21 protein-coding genes and 1 pseudogene are annotated in these 21097 nt (G+C 42.3%); 4 read left to right on the top strand and 18 right to left on the bottom strand.

Annotated elements, in window-relative coordinates; translation table 11 throughout:
* Nucleotides 1-351: 351 nt before the first annotated feature.
* The 13 genes and pseudogenes from H9647_RS22675 to H9647_RS22620 form a co-directional block, all read right to left on the bottom strand.
* Nucleotides 352-1044 carry an MBL fold metallo-hydrolase gene (locus H9647_RS22675; RefSeq protein WP_191804337.1) on the bottom strand — a complete coding sequence of 231 codons (693 nt, stop codon included), beginning with the start codon at nt 1042-1044 and terminating at the stop codon, nt 352-354.
* The gene (locus H9647_RS22670; protein ID WP_191804334.1) at nt 1041-1682 is read right to left on the bottom strand and encodes a TetR/AcrR family transcriptional regulator; all 642 of its coding nucleotides are present in this window, start codon (nt 1680-1682) and stop codon (nt 1041-1043) included. Before H9647_RS22670 ends, H9647_RS22675 begins: the two co-directional genes overlap by 4 nt.
* Nucleotides 1683-1837: 155 nt before the next feature.
* On the bottom strand, nt 1838-1966 hold the full coding sequence (locus tag H9647_RS26060; protein WP_263621331.1) for a hypothetical protein: 129 nt from the start codon (nt 1964-1966) through the stop codon (nt 1838-1840).
* Nucleotides 1967-2002: 36 nt separating this feature from the next.
* Nucleotides 2003-2932 (bottom strand): hypothetical protein, encoded by a 930-nt coding sequence (locus H9647_RS22665; RefSeq protein WP_191804333.1) that lies wholly within the window; start codon nt 2930-2932, stop codon nt 2003-2005.
* Between the two features lie 182 nt (nt 2933-3114).
* Nucleotides 3115-5211 (bottom strand): annotated as a pseudogene (locus H9647_RS22660) (alpha-amylase family glycosyl hydrolase); the annotation flags it as partial.
* 193 nt (nt 5212-5404) lie between these two features.
* Nucleotides 5405-5761: a prenylated flavin chaperone LpdD gene (gene lpdD / locus H9647_RS22655; protein WP_191804328.1), complete on the bottom strand. Its 357-nt coding sequence runs from the start codon at nt 5759-5761 to the stop codon at nt 5405-5407.
* A 184-nt stretch (nt 5762-5945) separates the two neighbouring features.
* Nucleotides 5946-6602: a nitroreductase family protein gene (locus tag H9647_RS22650; RefSeq protein ID WP_318245359.1), complete on the bottom strand. Its 657-nt coding sequence runs from the start codon at nt 6600-6602 to the stop codon at nt 5946-5948.
* 53 nt (nt 6603-6655) lie between these two features.
* Nucleotides 6656-7015 carry a 4Fe-4S binding protein gene (locus H9647_RS22645; protein ID WP_191804326.1) on the bottom strand — a complete coding sequence of 120 codons (360 nt, stop codon included), beginning with the start codon at nt 7013-7015 and terminating at the stop codon, nt 6656-6658.
* Nucleotides 7012-8628, bottom strand: a complete 1617-nt coding sequence (locus tag H9647_RS22640) for an FAD-dependent oxidoreductase (protein WP_191804324.1) — start codon at nt 8626-8628, stop codon at nt 7012-7014. The genes H9647_RS22645 and H9647_RS22640 overlap by 4 nt, the downstream gene beginning before the upstream one ends.
* A 49-nt stretch (nt 8629-8677) precedes the next feature.
* Nucleotides 8678-9730 carry an ABC transporter substrate-binding protein gene (locus tag H9647_RS22635; RefSeq protein ID WP_191804322.1) on the bottom strand — a complete coding sequence of 351 codons (1053 nt, stop codon included), beginning with the start codon at nt 9728-9730 and terminating at the stop codon, nt 8678-8680.
* Between the two features lie 100 nt (nt 9731-9830).
* On the bottom strand, nt 9831-10715 hold the full coding sequence (locus H9647_RS22630) for an ABC transporter permease (RefSeq protein WP_191804320.1): 885 nt from the start codon (nt 10713-10715) through the stop codon (nt 9831-9833).
* A gap of 23 nt (nt 10716-10738) precedes the next feature.
* Complete coding sequence (locus tag H9647_RS22625; protein ID WP_191804318.1) at nt 10739-11539, bottom strand: ABC transporter permease; 801 nt, start codon at nt 11537-11539, stop codon at nt 10739-10741.
* A 302-nt stretch (nt 11540-11841) separates the two neighbouring features.
* Nucleotides 11842-12432, bottom strand: coding sequence for a DJ-1/PfpI family protein (locus tag H9647_RS22620; RefSeq protein WP_191804316.1), 591 nt, complete (start codon nt 12430-12432; stop codon nt 11842-11844).
* A gap of 183 nt (nt 12433-12615) precedes the next feature.
* Here H9647_RS22620 and H9647_RS22615 point away from each other — a divergent pair, with 183 nt between their 5' ends.
* From H9647_RS22615 to H9647_RS22605, 3 genes are all read left to right on the top strand, one after another.
* Nucleotides 12616-13506, top strand: coding sequence for an NAD(P)-dependent oxidoreductase (locus H9647_RS22615; RefSeq protein ID WP_191804315.1), 891 nt, complete (start codon nt 12616-12618; stop codon nt 13504-13506).
* 169 nt (nt 13507-13675) lie between these two features.
* Complete coding sequence (udk, locus tag H9647_RS22610; RefSeq protein WP_191804314.1) at nt 13676-14302, top strand: uridine kinase; 627 nt, start codon at nt 13676-13678, stop codon at nt 14300-14302.
* 193 nt (nt 14303-14495) lie between these two features.
* Nucleotides 14496-14960, top strand: a complete 465-nt coding sequence (locus H9647_RS22605) for a hypothetical protein (protein WP_191804313.1) — start codon at nt 14496-14498, stop codon at nt 14958-14960.
* Nucleotides 14961-15054: 94 nt separating this feature from the next.
* On the opposite strand, the gene H9647_RS22600 is transcribed toward H9647_RS22605, so the two are convergent.
* The 3 genes from H9647_RS22600 to H9647_RS22590 all read right to left on the bottom strand — a co-directional run bounded on the left by H9647_RS22600 (nt 15055) and on the right by H9647_RS22590 (nt 18856).
* The gene (locus tag H9647_RS22600; protein WP_191804312.1) at nt 15055-16311 is read right to left on the bottom strand and encodes an L-lactate MFS transporter; all 1257 of its coding nucleotides are present in this window, start codon (nt 16309-16311) and stop codon (nt 15055-15057) included.
* A 151-nt stretch (nt 16312-16462) separates the two neighbouring features.
* Entirely contained in the window at nt 16463-17191 is a 729-nt protein-coding gene (locus tag H9647_RS22595) for a LytR/AlgR family response regulator transcription factor (RefSeq protein ID WP_191804311.1), read from the bottom strand.
* Nucleotides 17192-18856: a sensor histidine kinase gene (locus H9647_RS22590; RefSeq protein WP_191804309.1), complete on the bottom strand. Its 1665-nt coding sequence runs from the start codon at nt 18854-18856 to the stop codon at nt 17192-17194.
* 214 nt (nt 18857-19070) lie between these two features.
* Here H9647_RS22590 and H9647_RS22585 point away from each other — a divergent pair, with 214 nt between their 5' ends.
* A complete protein-coding gene (locus H9647_RS22585; RefSeq protein WP_191804307.1) occupies nt 19071-19322 on the top strand; it encodes a GlsB/YeaQ/YmgE family stress response membrane protein in 252 nt (83 codons plus the stop codon).
* Between the two features lie 158 nt (nt 19323-19480).
* Here H9647_RS22585 and H9647_RS22580 read toward each other — a convergent pair whose 3' ends face one another.
* Together H9647_RS22580 and H9647_RS22575 are read right to left on the bottom strand one after the other, a co-directional pair.
* Nucleotides 19481-20206 carry an ABC transporter permease gene (locus H9647_RS22580; protein ID WP_191804305.1) on the bottom strand — a complete coding sequence of 242 codons (726 nt, stop codon included), beginning with the start codon at nt 20204-20206 and terminating at the stop codon, nt 19481-19483.
* Nucleotides 20203-21051 carry an ABC transporter ATP-binding protein gene (locus H9647_RS22575; protein ID WP_191804303.1) on the bottom strand — a complete coding sequence of 283 codons (849 nt, stop codon included), beginning with the start codon at nt 21049-21051 and terminating at the stop codon, nt 20203-20205. Before H9647_RS22575 ends, H9647_RS22580 begins: the two co-directional genes overlap by 4 nt.
* Nucleotides 21052-21097 lie beyond the last annotated feature (46 nt).

Raw genomic sequence — 21097 nt, 5'->3', positions numbered from 1 at the left:
AATTGAATTTGTATTAATTCACTCACGAGTTTTACTTGCGTAAAACTCCTCGTTGTTCAGTTTTCAAAGATCAATCTCGCTAACAACTCTCGCTGTCAACAACTTTTATATCATATCATGTCCGGTTCAGAAATGCAAGCTTTTTTTTTCAACTTCATTTACGAAGCTTGTTATTCAGTGTGTTGCTTACTGGCTAACTTCTTGGCCGGAATTAGAATATACCATTCTGATATTAATTATGCAAGTCTTTTTTAATATAAATTTAATAACCATTTTTGGGTAATAGTTTGCAATATACAAGGCATCAATTATAATCTGTTTCTTCTATAGTAGGTTCTTTATAAAAATCAGCTAGATTCTGTTTTTCTGAAGACTAGACCATTCCTCTATATAGGAAGCAATCTGTTTCGCAGGATCAAAGACGGAACCACTGTGACATACTTCTAATCTAACCGGCTTTAACTTTTCAACGATACGACTGCTTTGGATCGCTTCATGCATATCGCCCGTAAACATCTTCATCGGTCTTTTTAGTTTCCCCTTTTTGGATGTAAATAAATCACCTGCGAGTAGGACCTGGTCCTGTTCATGATAATATACAACATGCCCTGGAGAATGACCCGGCGCTAAGTAAGTTTGCAACGCTCCAAAAGAAGGAAGCTGACCGTCTTCTTCTATATAAAAGGGACGGACTACATCTTTAGGCAAAGTCTGCTCTGTCTTTTTTCTTCTTGGGTAGGGTAGGTCGCCTTCCAGGTAAGGAATCTCTATTGGGTGACCATATACAGGTGCCTTCGTGCTCTCGACTATTTTTAAGACAGATCCAACATGATCCGAATGACCATGCGTTAGAAGAATTTGTTTTATAGGGCCTTTATTCAATTTCTCTACAAAAGCTAGTATGTCTTTAGCCATCCTCTCTATACCCGCATCCACTAAAGTAACGCCATTCCCATCTTGATTTGCAACGATCCATACGCGAAACTCAAAGAACATCCAGCTTTTTAACGTCCAAATATGATCTGAGATTTGTTCTATCTTCATGATCCACTCTTCCCTTCTTTTATTTTCTCATCGAACCCGAGCAGCAACGTCTCAAACGCTAAGTTAAATGTCCTTTCTAGACGTTCATATAACTCTTGCATACTCTCTTTAGAGTAAACGTAGGTGCAAGCGATTCCATGGAGCATATAATAGTATATTCTGGTGAAGGTAAGGATTCTTTCGTCTCCCTTGTGTAAAGAGAAGTTTTGCTGAATTGCCGTCTCAAGCATTCGGAAAAGATGATTACGAAGTTCTGTAAGTGGGATTACTGACTCTTTAAGGTCCACCCTCTCTGCATTAGCACCAAAAAACAGAGCATGCATGTTCCGATGCTGTAAGCAAAAAGTGATAAACAAAGTGCTCAACTGAATGACTCGTTCCTTCGGCAAAATACCTTGATCATCGAGTACATCCTGCATCTTCTCGCTCAATACGGAAAGTGGTGGTATAGATAACGCATGGAGTAATGTTTCTTTGTCATTAAAATAGATATAGATCGTAGTGTGAGAACATCCTGCCATTTTTGCGATTTCACGCATCGTTACAGAATCATATCCTCTTTTTGAAAACAAGGTAGCTGCTGCCGCTAAAATAGCCTGTTTTGTTTCCTCTGATCGTTGGGCTTGGCTCCTTGTCATGAAGATAAATCCTCCTCTTTTTATAACCATAGGTTAGTAACCAGTGGTTATATTGTAATATATTGGATAGTTTGTTGTATATATAAAAATAAAAAACAAGCAAAGTGAGTTTTACACCCCCTGCTTGTTTTCGTAATTCCACGATCTACAATTCACTATCTGTAGTTCACAATCTGTAATTCACGATCGTCTTTCAGAAAATCTATTGCTTTCCAAGATGGACAGATCCGTAGAAGTGATCCGCTCATTTGGTCCATTTGATTTGTTTGGTTCGTTTGGTTCATTTGTAGTACCAATCATGCTTATCTTGGTAATATTATTTATTTCTCTTCAATTATGTGATCTCCCCCAACGATAACAAACGTTGTCAACTCTTCTTTCTCAACCGGCCTAAACGGCTCTATCTGATCTCTTAATCGCACAGCCTCATCATGAAACCTATGATTATCCAAAAAACGTTCTACAATGAGCAGTGACGGATGATCCACTTGAGCTCCTACATCACGTGCAACCGCAAGGGCAGCTGGAAGGCTGGCTTTCTCTAAAAACGCCTGAACAGCAGATTCATCTTCACTATCGATCTGTTGTAACCATTGTTTCTCATCGTCTGATGCAGTGCCGAACTTATTAGGTAAAACAACATGAAGGGATTCCTTAGTTAAAACACAAGCCTGTCCTCTTCGTTCTTCTTGTAAAGCACGTATATATTCATAAGGCCGATCAATAACAGGAAGATCAAATGTAGTACGCAGCATTGTTTTTACATCTTCCGCATACTGCTTCTCTTCCGGTGTACGATATGGACTCACTTCTTCTTCACGCTTCCATTCAGCAACTTGCTTCAGATAAGCAGCTTCACTCTCGAAATTGTTATAAAATAATTCACTGTTATCCAAATGGATACTAAGAAAGTCACGAAAATTACGAGCGATGAGCTTATTCGTATGTCCAAAAGACATGGGACTGATACAAACAATGGGGGCTTCGTCCAAAGTGTCTACTGTACCGAAATCAGTGAGGAAGCCGTAATGGATCCCATCACAGCCATTCGATCCAAATACGATTACATCACACGGAGTACAGTAGTAGCGAAACCCTTCAATTTCTGGCATTAAACCAATTGTTGCATCAAGAACCTTTATATTTCCCTTTATTTCATGCCAGTGATCCAGTTCCATTAAACGTTTTAGATCACTCGGAATCTCATATTTACCAAAGTTCATTCTAATCGCTTCATTTTGTTCCTTCATATAAAATGGCACCCTCCATAGACTGTAATAACTAACAATACGGGAAGAGTGCCGTGTTATCCTGCATTTTCCATTAACTTAAAATGGTTATATAACTGAATCAATTTCGTAAATAAAGATGGTTCTTTTTGTCTATACATAGTTACGAATTTATCGTTTTAATGAGTTATGCAATTGTTTTCCTACCTACGCTCTCTAAGAACAATCGCTGTTAGAGGTTCAAGAATGATCCCTTTATCTATCCATCCCAGTCCTTTTGGATTCTTTAGATTCTCTATTCCTGCTCTCGTCTGATCGACAATAACATCAAATTCCGAATAATCTTTGGTTAGTCTAAGCCTTCTTGGCTTACCATCCGCGTTCACGAATACATGATAATACTCACTAAGGTTGCTGGAAGCACAGCTATATGCAATCACCAAATCTTCCTTAGCAATATCAGGAGAGTTAATTAGGGTTACATTTTGATCAATAATAGAATGATCTCCTAATCGAAATGCATCGGATGACTTACGCAGCTGAATAAGGCCCATCATATATTCACGGGTTATATGATTTACTGGGTAGCTTGTACGATCCGTCGCTTTTGCCCAGTCAAACCGGTTAATCGCATCAGATGAATCACAGGAATCATGGATAAAATAACCTACTACCTCGCCTTTGCTATCAGTAAGTTCGTTATATTTATCCTCTGGCTGACCTGCAGCTTCCCATTGCTTCGTTCGCCCATATTCCTGACCACCATGTATAAACACGGTCCCTTGTGCGGTCAACAGCAGCACGTTTCCGATTCGAATACGCCGGTGAATTTCTGCATCGTGTTCAGCTACCTTCGGATCCTTATGAATCGAAATAGCAATAACATCATAGAGGGTTAGATTGTCATGAGCTTCGATATACTGCACCACATCTCCCGGGCTGTCGGCTGGAAAATTAGACGGCTGTGCCTTTATATTTTGAAAGATCAACTTTACGTCCCTAGCTCCTCCTGTCAGAAAATGAGGCTCTCCCTCAGATCCAAAACCCGACTTGAGCTCGTTACGCATCTCATCTGAGAACACACCTACATTATCAGTTTTATCCATCCAGTCTTGATCTGCTGCCATTCCTTTTAGAGACGCATCATGCTTGTCCCCCGCAAAGGTTCGCCATCCTTCTCCAATAAAAAGCGGGCTTGGATGGATACGAGCAGCTTCATTGTACGCCTTTTGTACAGCAGGATAAGTTGCATCCCCCATCATATCCCAGCGCATTCCATCAATTTTATACTCGCTAAACCAGTATTTGGCCGAATCAACGAGCAGTTTCTCTGCCATAGCGCGGTCTGTAGCAAGATTGTTGCCAAAAGCTCCAATAAACTCTCCATCTGCATCTTGCCAAGCATAATACCCAGGTACGATATTATTCAGGAAGTCCACAATTGCCATATGCGTATAAACCACATCTAAAATCACACCCATCCCTGCCTGATGAATTGCATGAATCAGCGTTTTCAGCTCTTTGATCCGAAGAATCGGATCTGCTGGATTTTCGGAATAAGCTCCAGTGGGTGAAAAATAATGTTGAGGATCATAACCCCAGTTGTACTCATTGTTTATAGCGGAATGATGGAGTTCTCTCTCCCCCATCTTGGTCTCGTCACCATAATACCAAGCCATCACGGGTAGCAACTGTACATGTGTCACTCCAAGAGATCGAATATAATCAAGCTTATCTTCAAAAGCTTTATATGTACCCCATCTTGCTGACAGTTCACCTTCTATGGCTGGATCAGAGGTGAAATCTCGTACATGAATTTCCCATATTATCGCGTCTTCCCGTTTCTTAAACCCTTCTATATGTGCAAAGTCAAATTGATCAGGAGCCGTATCTGCGAGATTTACAATCGTTGCTTTTCCTATTTTGTCGCCATCACTTCCTGCATCTCCTGTAGTATTAACCCTCGATGGAGCCATAGATTTGGCATAAGGGTCCAGCACTTTTCGAGCAATCCCTTCATTTGTTACTTCGTACTGATAAAAGTACCCGCATAGATCATCTGTACCGAGCTGGGAAGGCATTAGATGAATAGCCCACACCCCGCGATCTTCTCTAACAAGAGGAAACTGACCTACAAGCCGTGTGTCATCATTTTTATCATATAAGAAAACAGTAACTGCTTCTGCAAGCGGGGCCCATAGTTTTAGCGTGACACTGCCTGAATTGTAAGTCGCCCCTAAATCTTCCCCGCTGTATGCGTACATCTGATCGAACACTTTCCAGTCGCTTGGTTTACGCACTACGTTTGCTTTCGTATCTTGATACAACAATTCTTTTTTCCCCATGTGTTATAACTCCTCCGCTGGATAACTTGTGATCTAGCCCTATTTATTTAATTCATTACTTCCTAAAATCAAGTTACTAGAATCGAAATTGATTCACTAAGAACTATTAAGTCAAAAGTGGAGAGTAAAAACATATGGAATTAAGAATTCATACTTTTTTATAGTTTGTACTTAGTTTCTGTATTAATTCATCTCCTAACTGAACAGCCAGTTCTGTTAAAAGCGGGATTTCTTCTTTTGTAATCTGGTCGAGATGGGCACCGCAGCAAATCGCAAAATTACCACGAAATGATTTGCGCAGCCGTACAGCCACTTCTTCTGTAATATAAAATTCCTTATGCGTCTGTAGTTGAATCGTTTGAAGAGGTTCTAAACGGGCTCCCGCTGTAATGGTACCAAGGTGCGGACGATCTCCGCCTGTAATAAGTACGACTACATCCTCACCCATAAAAAGTGCCCGTAACTGTAAATGAATTCGTCCTGATTTTTTTTCGAGTACAATCATTAATAACTCACTCCTATCTCTCTCATCTTATATATCTAAAATGAGCCTACCTGGATCAAGATATGTATTCTGCTATAGAAATCACAAAAAAGCAGCACTCTATAGAAAACAGAGCACTGCCTTACACCTGATATCTACTACCTATACACCTATACACCTATACACCTATCAAAAAATTACTCTCCTATTGCTTTCTAATCTCCAGAATACTTTCACTTAGAGTGCGGCGACCCGTTGGCTTCTCCTTATCGTGAAATTTTTCATCGAGCTGATCGATAGTACCTTTATAACCCAGTGCAACAACTGCATGCGGTTCAATATATTCAGGCAGTCCAAGAACTTCACTTGCTTTTGCACGATTAAATCCACCAATAGCTCTTGTAGAAAGGCCTAGGAGATTCGCTTGAATGGATAAATAACCCCAGGCTGTTCCTGCATCAAACTTATGCGCACCATTGATTTCTCCGCTTTCATCTCGCCTTTTATCTGACGCAATCAAGATAAGTACAGGTGCTTTATCTGTCCAAAGACGGTTCCCTGGCAATATAAATTGCTGAAATAAGTTATGCTCTTCCTCCGTTTGTGCCAGAACAAAACGCCATGGCTGAAGATTACTGGATGAAGGCGCCCATCTAGCAGCTTCCAACACGGTGTATAGAGTCTCGCTTGATACGGGTTTATCTGCAAAAGATCGGGAAGACCAGCGTTCGATAAATAGTGGATCTACTGGGTGTTCAGCATTTCGATACACCGAGATGTCTTCCAAGACTCGTTTCGTAAATACTTCACTTTGTTCCTTATCCCCCTGATTTGTCTGCAGTCCCGTTTCCTTTGTGCTCACTATAACCAACTCCTTAGATTAGGTAAGACGATATAAAATGATTTCCGTTATTATTATTGTTTTGTTCCGGGTAGGATGCGATATTTCTCTGTAAAAACTTCAAAAAAAGGAGTCGTATCCCTCTCCGCCATTGTAGAGAGAGCACCTTTGTTCCAGCCAATCTCCGATCTCCAGCTGCCCAAGAGTCCTGAACTGCGAAGCTCCCCCTCATCTACCTCTACCGACATTTCTGCTTGAGGTGCCACATACAATGCATCTACGGGACAGTAGGCTTCACATATAAAACAGGTCTGGCAATCTTCCTGTCTTGCAATAAAAGCAAGTGAATCATTCATTTCAAATACATTTGTCGGGCACACCTTAACGCACATTTTGCAGCCTATGCAGCGATCTGCACTCACAAGTTCAATCACGAGCTCTGCCACTCCTTTGCGGGCAACATTTCATGAGCATGAGGAGCATGCTCCACACTTTGGCGGATATCGTCAATGCCAGATAAAATGATGCGGTGGGTTTGAAGCGGGTCCATTTCGGGATATTCTTTAAGCGCCTGGAGTCCTCTTGTTTCTTTGCGAACGAGCGCCGCAGTATACATCCATCTCGCAGCGGCTAGCATTCCAGCTGACTCCCGTGATTTAACTCTTTCTTGAACCGTAGAAAATGTAAGACCGTTCAATGAAGGGAAAAGAGAATGTAATCGATCTAACGATTCCCTAATGATGGGCTCGCTTCGAAAGAAGTTAATTTCAAGTGGCAAAACTTCTTTTTGTATAGATGAGATCATTTGCTTTATGGACAGCTCACTCTTCTGTTCACTCTGTGTACTTGTTAGTCCGTATCTGCCAGCAGGAAGAAGGGAGCGGGTGTCTGCTTCTCTAGAATTCGCAAGGGCATACGCAGCCGCTCCTTTACCTGCCCAAGTTCCACTGCATATGGCCCATGATGCGTTATATGATCCGCCTCCGGAAACAGCACCCATGACTTTTTCCCGGGAAGCGGCATCTCCTACTGCATATAATCCAGGAACCGTCGTAGCACAATCACTCGATGTTAGACGAATTCCTCCTGTGCCTCTCATTGTTCCTTCATAACGCAGTGTCAAAGGAAACTTATCGCGGAACGGATCAATGCCTGCTCGTTCCAAAGGCATGAAGAAAATGGGGTGTGCATTGCGTAAGAACTGACGCTTCTCTTCTGTATCAGCTAGATCTAGCGAAGCATATACCGGACCTTCAAGAAGCAGCTTTTGCATACTGCCAGGAGTTCGTTCACCCGATCGAATAAGCTCACCATTTTTATCATACAGACTAGACCAAGCAAGCATTCGCCCTCTCGTTACACTTCCGTCAGCAAAGCTTGGCGCATATTGTCTGCTAAATTCCATCCCAGATAGATCAGCACCCGTCTCAGCTGCCATTAATAACCCTTCACCAGTCAGCACATTGCAGCCAAGTCCTTTACTAAGAAACGTACACCCACCTGTCGCAATAATGACAGCATTAGCTCGAACTTCATAGTTAGCACCGGTTAAACGATTGACTCCTCTTGCTCCTCCGACACCATGTTCATCGACGAGTAACTCCAGGGCAGGGGACTGATCCAGAATCGTAACCCCAGCTTTGCGGACCACTTTTCTCATTAGTTTCATATATTCTGGTCCATGCAGATGAGTTCGAAGTGTCGTTCCATCTAAATCTTTCGGGAAAGGGTACCCCCATTCTTCAATTAGCGCAAGATTCTGTTCTATTTGCTCAAGTAAGCGATAGATCCATTCCGTCTCAGATAAATAACCCCCAGCCTTCAGCCGAGTCTGTACTGCCTTTTCTCTAAGTTCAGGTACGGCTGGTATAACAAGAAGCGTTGTCCCTCCTGGAGCCGTTGCCCCACTCGAACCGAGATAACCTTTATCAGCCAGAACGACCTTTGCTCCTTGAGAGGCCGCACTCCACGCAGCCCAGGCTCCCGCTGGACCTCCACCTAATACAAGTACATCTGCGGTCAACTTCACATCTTGATGATTCGACATCTTCGTTCCCCTCCTTTCCTCCGCTCATAGAGTGATTCTTTGTCTTTCCTTATCTGAGTACCCAATCGTTAATTTCAAAATTCTTTTTCGCCAGCTTCTCATCAACGAGGAAGTCTTTTGTTCCTTCCAGCAGTTTCAGCCCTTCCTCTGTAAACGGTTCTTCCTTAATCGCACTTATTGGATTCGTCTTCTTCACGATCTCCACGGATTGACCTTGCAACTGAGCTATGAACTCGTAGTACTCTTCTTCATGCTGCTTCAGGTCAGCCAGCGCCTTTTTACGGGCATCATTCCATACCTTTGGAAAATCAGAGAAAGAAGCAAGATACTCATCCGAGGCTACTGTAGTTCCGCTTCCTTTCAAATGTGGATGTTTTGTGGCATCATCGAGATGAGTAAATCCTGCCTCGATCTGTTCTAAAGCTCCCTGAGTAGTATTGTTCGTCATTGCATCTACATCGCCCCTTGCAAGTGCTGCCTTAGCATCGGGAATCAGCATATGCACGAGTTTATAATCCGTTATACCAGCATCATTCAGTAATCCAACCACATATCGATGCATAAAAGAGCCTTTTTGAATGGCAATCGTTTTCCCCTTCAGCTCCGAAAGAGTCTTTGGTCCATCCTTTTTTCCTAATAGATAGCCGATAGAATTAGTTGATCCCTGTGTAATAAGCCGGATTTTAGCTCCGGATGCATAGGCAATAATGGAAGGCGTATCTCCCATGCTCCCAAGATCAAGACGGCCACTGATAAGAGACTCTGTTAAATCGGGTCCGTTAGGGAAACCCGTCCATTTCACTTCAGTAATACCGTGTTTCTTTAGCTCTTCCTGAATAATCCCTTTATGAAGACCCCAACCTTCAGGTCCCCCAGGCAAATTAAGATCATTTGTCCCAATAAACCCGTAGTTCAGTACTGGTTTTACGTTCCCCTTGGCTTCTGTAGTGTTAGCTTTTGTAGTTGTCTGAGCACCTGTGCTTTCTCCCCCTGCATTACTGCAAGCTTGGAGTAATAATAAACTTAGGAACAATCCCGCTATAAATAACCTTCGGGATAGCAAATTGCTTCTTTTTTTCGGTTTTTCCAGGTTAATTGACATGTCTAATGGCTCCTCTTCATTTCGATTAGCGTAAGCTGTTACATGTAAACAACGATTACATTATCGATGCTTTTCTTCATTATTTTTTTGTATCTTAGTATCAACCCTGATAACTATCCCGATAATGAAGCAGCTTTTTCTCTAAAATCCGCATCATAGAGTCAATCAGCTTACCTACTACAGCAAAAATGATAATGCCTACGAAAATAACCCCTGTGTCCGAATTCTGCTTCGCTTGATTAATAAGGAAGCCTACCCCTGACTGCGAACCAATCAGCTCTGCTACGACAAGTCCAATCCATGAGACAGCCAGCGACAAACGGATCCCAAGCAAAATACTCGGTAAGGCTGCAGGAAGAATGAGTCTCATCAGTTTTCGCTTCAAGCTGAATTCAAGCACCTCTCCTACTTCATAAAGTTTGTTATCAACATTTCGGATTCCCGTATAGGTATGGATATAGAGTGGAAAAAAAGCTCCGCTTGTAATAATGACTACTTTGGATACCTCTCCAAATCCGAACCAAAGAATAATGAGAGGGGCAATGGCAAGATGCGGAACAAGCCGCAGGACTTGGATACTCGGATCCACCAGATAAGATGCTATTCGCGAGAAACCTGTGAACGTGCCAAGCGCTAATCCTAGAAATGACCCCGCAAGAAACCCAATAAACGCACGATACATACTGATACCTAAGTGATGAAAGAGTTCTCCTGCAGCGATAAGACGAAAAAATTCCTCTGCAATGGAGAGCGGAGTCGGTAAAAAAAGAGCAGAGATATAACCCTTACCCGCTGCATATTGCCATACCGCAATGATCAACAGCGGAATAAGCATCGCCGCGGCTAGATCAGCTCCTTTTTTCCCCTTCCGTTTCCGGATATTCCTCGGTCGATATTGCTTGTGATGGTTTGCTGTGACTGTACCTTGAATCTTACTTGACCTATTCGCTTTATGCTGCAGTATCGGATCTGCTCGCTCGTTCATCTCAATCCTCCCTTTCTATTTTTTTAGCCACCGTATGTATCTTTCCAGCGCAGCATACGAGCCTCAAGCAGCCTTACGAGTCCGTCTGTAGCCAATCCTGCACAAGCGAAAATAATGATGCCGACAAAAACGACGGGGGTGTCAGCAAATTGTCTAGCGTCAGACATCATATATCCAATCCCTGATGTAGAAGCAATCAGTTCGGCTACGACTAGTCCAAGCCAGGAAAGGCCAATCGATAATCTTATACCGAGCAAAATGTTTGGCAGGGCACCTGGAATCACAAGTCTTACGATTTGCTTCCATTTGTTAAAACCAAGAACCTTTGCTACCTCAAATAACTTATTATCTCCCCCGCGGATTCCCATAAAAGTATTGATGTAGAGGGGAAAGAATACACTTTTTGCGATCAGTAATACTTTTGATTCTTCTCCGATTCCAAACCAGAGTATAAAAAGAGGTACAACAGCTAGGCTCGGGATCATTCTTATCATCTGAATCGATGGATCGAGAAATCTTTCTGATGTTTTGAAAAGACCTACCAAGAGTCCGAAAATAAAGCCCAAACTCCCGCCAAGCAGAAAACCAGCGAACGCTCGCATGATACTCACCTTAAAATGTCCCCATAAATCCCCAGACAAGGTTAGCTGGATCATTGCTTTTCCAATGGTAGTCGGGGTCGGAAATAATAATTCAGAGATCACACCGTAAAATCCAAGAAGCTGCCATACCCCAAGCACAGATACGGGAATGATAAGACCAAGTCCCAAGAGACTCCATCTTCCTGGACTCTGCTTTGAAGTCGTCACTGTAATACTGCTCAACTTGATTTCCCCTTTCCAACCTAAAATAGCGAAAATATCTTGCCACCCTAATCAGGCTAGCAGGATATCTCCGCAGGTACGGTCGATATGTTATGGCATCCGTATGTTGACACAAAAAAGAGGTATCACAGCGCGGTTGTACGCGTGCAATACCTCTGTATGAACAGTCGGTTTTTGCATTTCATATTAATCCAATGGGTATTAAGTAAATTAAAAATATCACCTTTCCCATTCTTTGTCAATCAAATTCAGGTTGGTTATTTCACTTCTCATCAGGCAACAATTTGGCTATACCTTTGCGGCTATGAAACAAAGCCCATCAGCCGTTTCACTTTATTTGTATTCGCCTTAGAAGTGAGCTTCTCCAACAGAAGGAACGCTACATCAAAACCCATTGATGGACTATATGAAGTGATTAGATTACCGTCGATAACAATCGGCTGGTCAGGAATGACCTTAGCACCCATCTCAGCAAGCTGGGCCTGTCTCTTTCCATTACTCAGATTGTATGTCGTGGCGTTTCTTCCTTCGAGAACTCCACTTTTTCCAAGGATCAGCGCTGCTAAACAGATCGTCGCAATGATCTTTCCTTGACGATTAAATTCACGTACCAGCTCAAGCACATCTTCCCTGAAAGCATCCTCAAAAAAACCTGCTTCTTCAAATCCGCCTGGTAACGCTAATACATCGAAATCATTTGCACTAATATTGTTAATTAACAGTTCTGGTGTCACTTTGAAATTCCACGTACACGCTAGTGTATCTCTCGTCCCTACGGTTATGAGTTCCGTAGTTCCATCCCCCTCCAGCTGATTCCAACCAAGCACATCGGTAAATACACTGGCTTCTATTGCTTCAAATCCATTAGGCAACAACAAACAAATCCGTTTCATAAGTATCGTCTCCCTTTCTGCTTTTCTCAATCAATCTGGCTAGTAGATAAAAAGTATTCGATATCTTAAAGATTATTGTCAGGTACTATCAACCGCTTCATAGAACCTTAGTAAAAAAAGGGATATAATACGAAAAATAAAGGATAGATCAAATCAAAACCAATTCACCCAGGAGGTAAATAAATGATCGTATCACCAGAGCAAACAACTGTAGGATTTATCGGTACTGGCGTAATGGGCAAAAGTATGGCAGGGCATCTGCAAAAAGCCGGCTATGCTCTTCATGTCTACACAAGAACTGCCGCCAAAGCAGAAGAATTGATCAAGCAGGGTGCAACTTGGCATGAGTCACCAGCAAGCCTTGCAGCAGCATGCGGTGTTATCATTACTATGGTAGGGTACCCCAAAGATGTGGAAGAAATCTATCTTGGAGAAAATGGAATCATAGCAAATGCTCCTTCCGGAGCTTATCTGATTGATATGACGACATCTAGTCCGCAGCTGGCTGCGCGGATCTATGAGGAAGCTTTGAAATCGGGGTTGCACGCTCTCGATGCACCGGTATCTGGCGGAGATATTGGTGCAAAGAATGCCAAACTATCCATCATGGTCGGCGGAGAGAAAACAGATTATGAAGCAGTTAGACCCATCTTTGAACTGATGGGTAAAAATATTGTACACCAAGGACCTGCGGGAGCTGGCCAACACACGAAAATGTGTAACCAGATCGCGATTGCTTCCAATATGATGGGTGTCTGTGAAGCACTCGCTTATGCGAAAACTTCAGGGCTTGATCCTGAAATCGTATTGAAGAGCATTGAAACAGGTGCAGCAGGAAGCTGGTCTCTCAGTAACCTTGGTCCGCGAATGATTGCAGGTGATTATGAGCCTGGATTTTTCGTCAAACATTTTATTAAAGATATGGGTATTGCTCTATCTTCGGCAGAAGAGATGGGACTGCAAACACCTGGACTTGCCCTGGCCAAGTCTTTGTATGAAGAGTTATCAGAACTTGGATACGATGATAAAGGAACGCAAATCTTATATCAGTACTATATGAAATTCAGCGACTAAATCTATCTTTGTATGTGAGACATAATTCCGATATCTTCGGGCAAAGATATAAGGGCATAAGAACTGCCTAATCTTCCCTTTATGAGCCTTGTAGATGAAAAAAAGGACCTTCTATGCTACAATACTGAAATTGCTCTGGCAATTATTCTAGGGAGGTTTATGGTATCGCATGCTGATTATTGGTATTGCCGGGGGAACCGGTTCAGGTAAAACAACAGTAGCTCGTTCCGTTATTGAACGTCTAGGTTCGAGTAAAGTGACTTTTATATCTCAGGACAACTACTATAAAGATCAGGCTCATCTTAGTCTGGCTGAGCGTGAGCTCACCAACTATGACCATCCGTTTGCGTTTGATAATGAGCTGTTAATTCAGCATTTGAATGCTCTTAGAAGCGGACAAACTGCCTATGCTCCTGTTTATGATTTTACAATACATGCACGTTCTGCATCAGAGACAGTCGAGCTAGAACCAAACAATATCATCATCATCGAAGGGTTACATGTTCTTTCAGATGAGAACCTACGCGCGATGCTGGACATTAAGGTATTCGTAGACTCTGATCCCGATGTACGAATTCTGCGTCGTGTTGTGCGTGATATTGAGGAACGTGGACGGACGATTCAGTCCATTCATCAGCAGTACCTCGCAACGGTAAAACCGATGCATGAAGCGTTTATCGAGCCTTCTAAAAAATATGCTGACATTATTATCCCTGAGGGTGGACATAACCAAGTAGGCATTCAGCTTCTGACTGTCCTTACGGAAAAATATCTGTCTGGCGAAAAAAATTGGTGAGATAACTGGCTGTAAAGCCTCATTCATCAATGGTTTTATGCAAAACGAAATAAAAAGGAGAGACTTTGTTGCCTGAAGAGAGGGCTGAGAAGTCTCTCCTTTTTCAATTATAATGCAACCCCCTGCCCATTACTGTTGTTTATAAGTTAAGTATAGAAGTAAATATAAGCGACAAGTAAGGGTGGGAATTACTATGAAAATGAGTCCCTCAGAACGATGGGCTTTGTATCCTATGCATCTATGCTTCATGTTTCTTATCCATTTCTGCTTTGGAGGGATGAATGTTCTCTGGTCCATTACCTACGGGGAGGATAGTGCTGGAACGTATGTCTTTTCTGCTCTCTTCTTGTTTACCTGGCTACTCTATTCTATGTCGATGAGAAACCGTCGGGTAGATTTCATGATTCTAACTTCCCTCTACTGGCTTGGCGGGCTGGCATTCTTTTTGTTTTTTTACACATATAATCAAGACTCCAGTATCACTTTTATTCTGTTATTCCCCTTCTATGGCAGCCTTCTTGGATTTAGTCAGCTTTTTATAAATACATCTTATGAAACCACCGGACTGATCACCTCTCATCTACTTTGTTATGCAATGATCCTGCTCTTCACCCTGTTTGCAGGAAGGCATTCAAAGCGACTTAACAAGACCATGTAATCCTTCTGTGACAGCACTAAGAATTGTGAAGAAAAACAAATAAACATCCCCCGATGTTAACTACGCTGGGGGATGTTTATTTGTTCTCATAGGTTTAAGCTGTACGTTTGTAAGCTTTGAATGTTGCCTCTTTCTCTGCTTTTTTGCTCACTGGAGGATTCATCGTTAAAGCAATCAGGACGGAGATTACACATAGTCCGCCAATAACGATGAAGGTTGACTTAAATCCGCCCATCATAGCAGCGATAAACGAACCGGACAGTGCACCAATACCGAAACCTTGATAGATAACGCCATAGTTTTTGGTTTGATTTTTTAGTCCGAAGAAGTCACTCACTATCGCTGGAAATACGGTAATATTACCTCCAAAACAGAATGCAATCGCTGCTACACAAGCGAAGAACAGTCCAAAGTTTAATGGAACTATGCTAAGTACGACCGCAGATGCTGCCGTTACAGCCAGTGTGCAGCCCACAAGTTTTAAGCGGCTGACTTTATCAGACAACGCCCCGAGAATAAGTCGTCCAGCTGTATTAAAGATAGCAACAAGAGCTACAGCATTAGCCGCCGTCGCTGCATCCAGATGGGCTAGCTGAACACCGATATCTTTTACAATACCGATTAAATACAATCCGCTCATACAAGCGGTGAAGAAGATAACAAACAACAGATATGCTTGTTTGGTGCGAAGCATCTCTCCCACCGTATAATTCATCTGCACAGGAACTGCTGCGTTCGAGGTTGTTGTCTGCGTTTTAGATCCAGTCTTAGCTTCTTCGGATTCTACTGATGCTTCTCTTACGAGCATCGAACCCACCAAGACCATAGCCATGACAATGAGTCCCCAATACAGGAATGCTTGAGAAACACCAACGGAATTAATCAAACTACCATTAACATATTTAAAGATAAGACTTCCTGTACCATATGCCCCAACGGAGATACCAGAGATAAGCCCTTTTCGATCAGGGAACCATTTCATAAGATTTGATAAAGAAGTTATATATGCTGTACCGTCGGCGAATCCGACAATAACACCAGCTAGAATATACAGAGAAGCCAGTGAACTTGCTTGCGAACTAAGTATTAACCCAATGCCAAGCAGAATGCCGGCTGCAGCTGTCAATTTACGAAGCCCGATTTTCTCTTGTATTTTCCCTGCAAAAAGAGTTGAAAAGGCGAGCGCAAAGCTAGTTATTGAAAAGGTAATGGAGACCGAACTAAGCTCCCATCCAAATTTATCAACAAGCGGTGAATTAAATAAACTCCATGTATAGATGGTTCCAAGACCCATCTGCATAATAACGGTACCAAGAACAATAAGAAGGCGATTTACAGGTTTTCCATTCATGTTGCTTTCCTTCTTTCTTTTGTCTAATGTAAGTGTACTTGAGCTCTTAACACACTCTTATTGTAGCGCTTACATTTAGAAAAAAAGCGAAAACAGGAATGAAATAACCTGAATTCGGAATGAAATAACCTGAATTCGGAATGAAATGCCTCTATAGTCGCATAAGTTGCCTGAACTCTTTAGCTTTACTGCGGCTGACTGGAATCTCAGCATCAATCTCACTTAACCGAAGTAAATATGTATTATTAAACCATGGGACAATCTCCTTAATTTTCTCTGTGTTCACAAGATAGGAACGATGACAGCGGAAGAAGATATCTTTAGGAAGGCGCTCATAAAATTCGCTGATACTGAGTTGCATCATATATTTCTCGTTCTTCGTCACTACCTCTGTTGTCTTCTCCTGAGCAACGGCATAATAGATATCATCTGCATCAACCACGATTATTTTTTCATTCTTATATAGATTCACCTTTGTAATCGAAGGCAAATGCTGTTCCGGGATCGCTCTGCGCTGCCCTATATGTGCAGTTTCCAATTTTGTTAGCATAGATGTAATGCGGGACTCACTGTAAGGTTTTAGAATATAGTCAAAGGCCTCTACCTCAAATGCCTCCACGGCGTGTTCCTTATATGCAGTAATAAAGACGATGTAAGGTTTAACAGAAAATTTGCTGATATTATGGGCAAGTAATACCCCGTCAATAGAAGGAATATTGATATCCAAGAACAGGACGTCAACCTCTTGATTCTGCAAAAATTTCAGTGCATCCAGACCATCTTCAAACTCGGCCTCTACCTTGATCTTGCTATGTGTTTCTATTAAATAACGCAGCTCTTGCCTCGCTAATACTTCATCTTCCACGATGATTGCTCTCATTTACTGAACACCTCTTTTTGTCACATCAAAATCAATGCTTGTCCCCTGCTCCAACTGGCGGATACGAAGACCTTCTCCATAGATCAACTTCACACGCTGATGAACATTATATAGTCCAATTTTGTTATCAGGCATATTGTCACTGTACACTTTTCGGATAATCTCCGGCGCTATTCCCGCTCCTGTATCCGTGATGCTAATCCTTACGTTTTCTCCGAGATCCTTGACCGAGATCGTCACTTTACCCGGCCCCTTAACCTTCAGAATACCATGGATTATTGCGTTCTCAACAAGCGGCTGAATAATAAGGCTTGGAATGTACACTTCTACTTCGTCAATATCATATTCCACTTCAAGCCGATTGCCGAATCTAGCTTTCTCAATCTCTACGTAATGGTTTACTTGCTGAAGTTCTTTGCGGATATCAATCATTTCATCACTAAGCTCCAGGTTAAAACGCATATAACCAGACAGGTTTACAATCAATTCTCTCGCTTTATCAGGATCAGTCCGAATAGAAGAAGCGATGGCATTGAGCGCATTAAATAGAAAATGAGGATTGATCTTCGTCTGAAGTGCCTTCAGCTCTGCTTTATTTGCCATAGCTTTAATTCCCTCTACTCTCGACACTTCCATGAGTGTAGAGATCATCTGCGACAATCCTACTGCCAGCGCTTGTAGGGAATCCGTAATTTTATGTGCCTTCGCATAATAAATCTTAAGGGCTCCGGTTACTTCTCCCTTTTCTTTCAGCGGAATAATAATCAGGGATTTAATAAAAGGGTTTGTATGTTCCGCATCATTGTTACGAATCATGATTTCCCCGCTTTTCAGCGTGTTTTTCGTTTCCTCACTGATGATGGCATGCCGCTCCTTATAATGCTCCTCACCCACGCCAATATAAGCCAGAATCTGCTTCGTATCGGTGATCGACACCGCATCTGCGCCAATCTCATCCTTGATAATATGGCAAATGGTATGAAGCGAATCCGGAGTGATGCTTCGAAAATAAGGCAGTGTTTTGTTCGCAATATCGAGAGACAGTTTAGCCTGCTTGGCTGCAACTAGTTCCTTCTCCCCTTCAACACTCTGTACGAGCATGACAATAAGACCCACACTGACTTGGCTGACAATCATGGGGAAGCCAATTTGAGAAACTATAACCATACCAAGCGAAGTAGGCTCTGCCAATATGATAATTAGAATCATCGTTAATGCTTCACATGCCATACCTGCGATGATGCCAATCTTCCATCTGCGTTCCCGGGATGTAATTCGGTATATTTGTCCCGCCACTAATCCGGCTGTAATACTTGTAATCAGGCAGGGCAAGGAAGTAACCCCCCCGATATCAATCAAAAAACGATGAATTCCAGAGATAATCCCTGTTGCAAGACCGACCCAAGGTCCAAATAGGATCCCGCCCGATAAGATGGCAATAATTCGCACATTCACAAGTGAACCTTCTACATTAATGCCGCTGTAGGTACCAAATAAGGCAAACCCACTGAAAATGATGGTTGCTAGAATAAGTTCATATCCTGTTTTTTCTCTTTGCTCAAAGAAAGCTTTAAATCCTGGTATTCGTGTCAGCACAAATAAACACATCAGCAAAAGGGCTGCGCGTTCTAACAGCTGAAGCAACATTAACAAAGACTCCTGCATGACGTTCCATCACTCTCCAAATCAATATAGCAATCCGTTCCATATCCTCACATTTTGTTATTGTACCACAGAAAAACGATCATTTAATGCCATTGAACCCTTACTAAGACACCACCCAAAATTCAAATAATTTCTCTGTTTATGATTAGAACTTCGATTATACGGTTATAAAATCAACAGCAAACGAAAAAACAATTGAAAGGTGATGTTAAATATGGGTTGGTTATGGGCATTAATTATTGGTGGTATTATTGGTTGGTTAGCAGGTCTAATCGTCGGCAAGGATATTCCATTCGGTATTGTTGGTAATATTATCGCTGGTTTTGTAGGGGCTTGGCTTGGTGGTCTTCTACTCGGAGAATGGGGACCTGAAACAGGTGGATTTTATATCTTCCCTGCACTGATTGGTGCGATCGTTCTCGTTGCTATTCTTAGTCTTATTCTTCGTAAGACAAGAAGAGCATAAGGAAAAACAACGTAGAATCTACATTCATTAAAACACCGATATCTTACTTAACGAAAATATCAGAGAGAGTTCAGTCTCTCTAAACAAACCCGAATTCTTTTAAGAGAATTCGGGTTTGTTTTTTTGTAACGAATGCAATTCTTCTCGTCTACTAGACCTTAGTTATCAAAACGTCTGGGGCTGTAAATGGCTACTGCGGCTACAATAGAAGCAATCATCCAAAGGATCGAGATCATGAGACCTCCACCTATTTCTTGCCAGCCTTGGCCCATCGCCATGCTGTTCATCATGTCCATAAACTTCTGTGTAGGGAGTATACTTACCACTTGTATTAATAGCTCATTATTTAGCATAGGAGCAAACATAGGTGCCATGACAAAGACAAGCAGCACGGGTAAACCAATAATAGAAGATTCTTGTACCGTACGTGAAAGCAGGCCGATCATAAGGCCGATGGCTATAAACATAATAAGGTTAATGAGTATAAACAGGGCCAGGATACCTGCAGGTACACCTGGGATTGCACTCGCCATAATCGAGAACAAAATGGCAACCACCGTAAGCACCGCTGTCAAAAAGCTTTTACCAAGCAATATTTCGAGTGTACTGGCCGGAGACAGCATAAGCGCCCGCAAGGTATGCTTCTCTTTTTCCTCAGCAATCATCATCGCGAGTACGAAAGAACCGGTCATAGATAATGCCATAAGGATCGGGAAACTTACCATGAGGATATCTTCACTAACCGTACGGTCTGTGCCCATGCGTGCAAATAAGAAGGCAAACACGATCGGAAAAGCGGTCATCGTTAGTACCTGCGGATTTCGAATGCTATCTTTCCATTCCTTTTGAACGATTGCTTGAAATCTCTTCATTGAAAATGTCATTGTAGTTCCCTCCCCGTCATTTGTACGAAAATATCACCTAACGTCGGTTCATTGGAATGAATCGATAATAGTTTACCCGCTTGCATCCAACCTGCAATCCGCCGGGCAGACTCTTCATTTTGCTGAAGTATCATTCGCCCCTCTTCTTTCACGGTTACGGTTAAGGAATCATCTGAATGCTGCAGACGGAGTTCTTCCGGTGTACCTATGGTCTTGATCACACCTTCGTGAATAAACGCAACCCGATTACATAAACTCTCTGCTTCAGACATGTTATGTGTCGTAAGGAAGATCGTCGTTCCCTCCCTGTTCAGCTTGCGTAACCCTTCATGGATATGAAGAGTGTTCACCGGATCAAGTGCCGATGTCGGCTCATCCAGAAATAGCAGGTCAGGTTTATGTAACATAGCTCTTGCAAGCATAACGCGTTGCTTCATTCCTTTAGATAATTTTTTTACTAATGTCTTACGATCATTCGCAAGATTTACTTCCTCCAGTACCTCAGCAATTCGTTTATTCTCTACATCATATAAGCTGCAGAACATTTCCAAGTTGTCTTGAATCGTAAGCCTCTCATATAGGGCACTATTATCAGTCAAAATCCCAATCCGGCGTTTGTGATCGGCATCATTCATCTTTCTAATTTCCTGCCCGAACACATTCACTGTTCCCCCAGTCGCCAGCAGCTGAGAGGTGAGTATTTTCACGGTTGTTGTTTTGCCTGACCCGCTCGGTCCGAGAAACCCGAAGATTTCACCTTTATTAATAGTAAAGTTGATATTGCTGAGCGCTCGTTTATTCCCGAATGCTTTGACCAGTCCGTTTACTTCAATGATTGTTTCCACTTGTCATCCATCCCTTTCGTTTGGCGCAATCGCTTTGATATCCTCA

The sequence above is a fragment of the Paenibacillus gallinarum genome, from assembly GCF_014836635.1.
In the GTDB taxonomy this organism is placed as follows: Bacteria; Bacillota; Bacilli; order Paenibacillales; family Paenibacillaceae; genus Paenibacillus; species Paenibacillus gallinarum.
This window is presented reverse-complemented; position numbering and strand designations above follow the sequence as displayed.

Excerpts from the sequence above, each read along its gene's own strand:
- H9647_RS22675 (WP_191804337.1), bottom strand. The coding sequence starts at position 1,044 with ATGAAGATAGAACAAATCTCAGATCATATTTGGACGTTAAAAAGCTGG.
- H9647_RS22670 (WP_191804334.1), bottom strand. The coding sequence starts at position 1,682 with ATGACAAGGAGCCAAGCCCAACGATCAGAGGAAACAAAACAGGCTATT.
- H9647_RS26060 (WP_263621331.1), bottom strand. The coding sequence starts at position 1,966 with ATGAACCAAACGAACCAAACAAATCAAATGGACCAAATGAGCGGATCA.
- H9647_RS22665 (WP_191804333.1), bottom strand. The coding sequence starts at position 2,932 with ATGAAGGAACAAAATGAAGCGATTAGAATGAACTTTGGTAAATATGAG.
- lpdD (WP_191804328.1), bottom strand. The coding sequence starts at position 5,761 with ATGATTGTACTCGAAAAAAAATCAGGACGAATTCATTTACAGTTACGG.
- H9647_RS22640 (WP_191804324.1), bottom strand. The coding sequence starts at position 8,628 with ATGTCGAATCATCAAGATGTGAAGTTGACCGCAGATGTACTTGTATTA.
- H9647_RS22635 (WP_191804322.1), bottom strand. The coding sequence starts at position 9,730 with ATGTCAATTAACCTGGAAAAACCGAAAAAAAGAAGCAATTTGCTATCC.
- H9647_RS22630 (WP_191804320.1), bottom strand. The coding sequence starts at position 10,715 with ATGAACGAGCGAGCAGATCCGATACTGCAGCATAAAGCGAATAGGTCA.
- H9647_RS22620 (WP_191804316.1), bottom strand. The coding sequence starts at position 12,432 with ATGAAACGGATTTGTTTGTTGTTGCCTAATGGATTTGAAGCAATAGAA.
- H9647_RS22615 (WP_191804315.1), top strand. The coding sequence starts at position 12,616 with ATGATCGTATCACCAGAGCAAACAACTGTAGGATTTATCGGTACTGGC.
- udk (WP_191804314.1), top strand. The coding sequence starts at position 13,676 with ATGCTGATTATTGGTATTGCCGGGGGAACCGGTTCAGGTAAAACAACA.
- H9647_RS22605 (WP_191804313.1), top strand. The coding sequence starts at position 14,496 with ATGAAAATGAGTCCCTCAGAACGATGGGCTTTGTATCCTATGCATCTA.
- H9647_RS22600 (WP_191804312.1), bottom strand. The coding sequence starts at position 16,311 with ATGAATGGAAAACCTGTAAATCGCCTTCTTATTGTTCTTGGTACCGTT.
- H9647_RS22595 (WP_191804311.1), bottom strand. The coding sequence starts at position 17,191 with ATGAGAGCAATCATCGTGGAAGATGAAGTATTAGCGAGGCAAGAGCTG.
- H9647_RS22590 (WP_191804309.1), bottom strand. The coding sequence starts at position 18,856 with ATGCAGGAGTCTTTGTTAATGTTGCTTCAGCTGTTAGAACGCGCAGCC.
- H9647_RS22585 (WP_191804307.1), top strand. The coding sequence starts at position 19,071 with ATGGGTTGGTTATGGGCATTAATTATTGGTGGTATTATTGGTTGGTTA.
- H9647_RS22580 (WP_191804305.1), bottom strand. The coding sequence starts at position 20,206 with ATGACATTTTCAATGAAGAGATTTCAAGCAATCGTTCAAAAGGAATGG.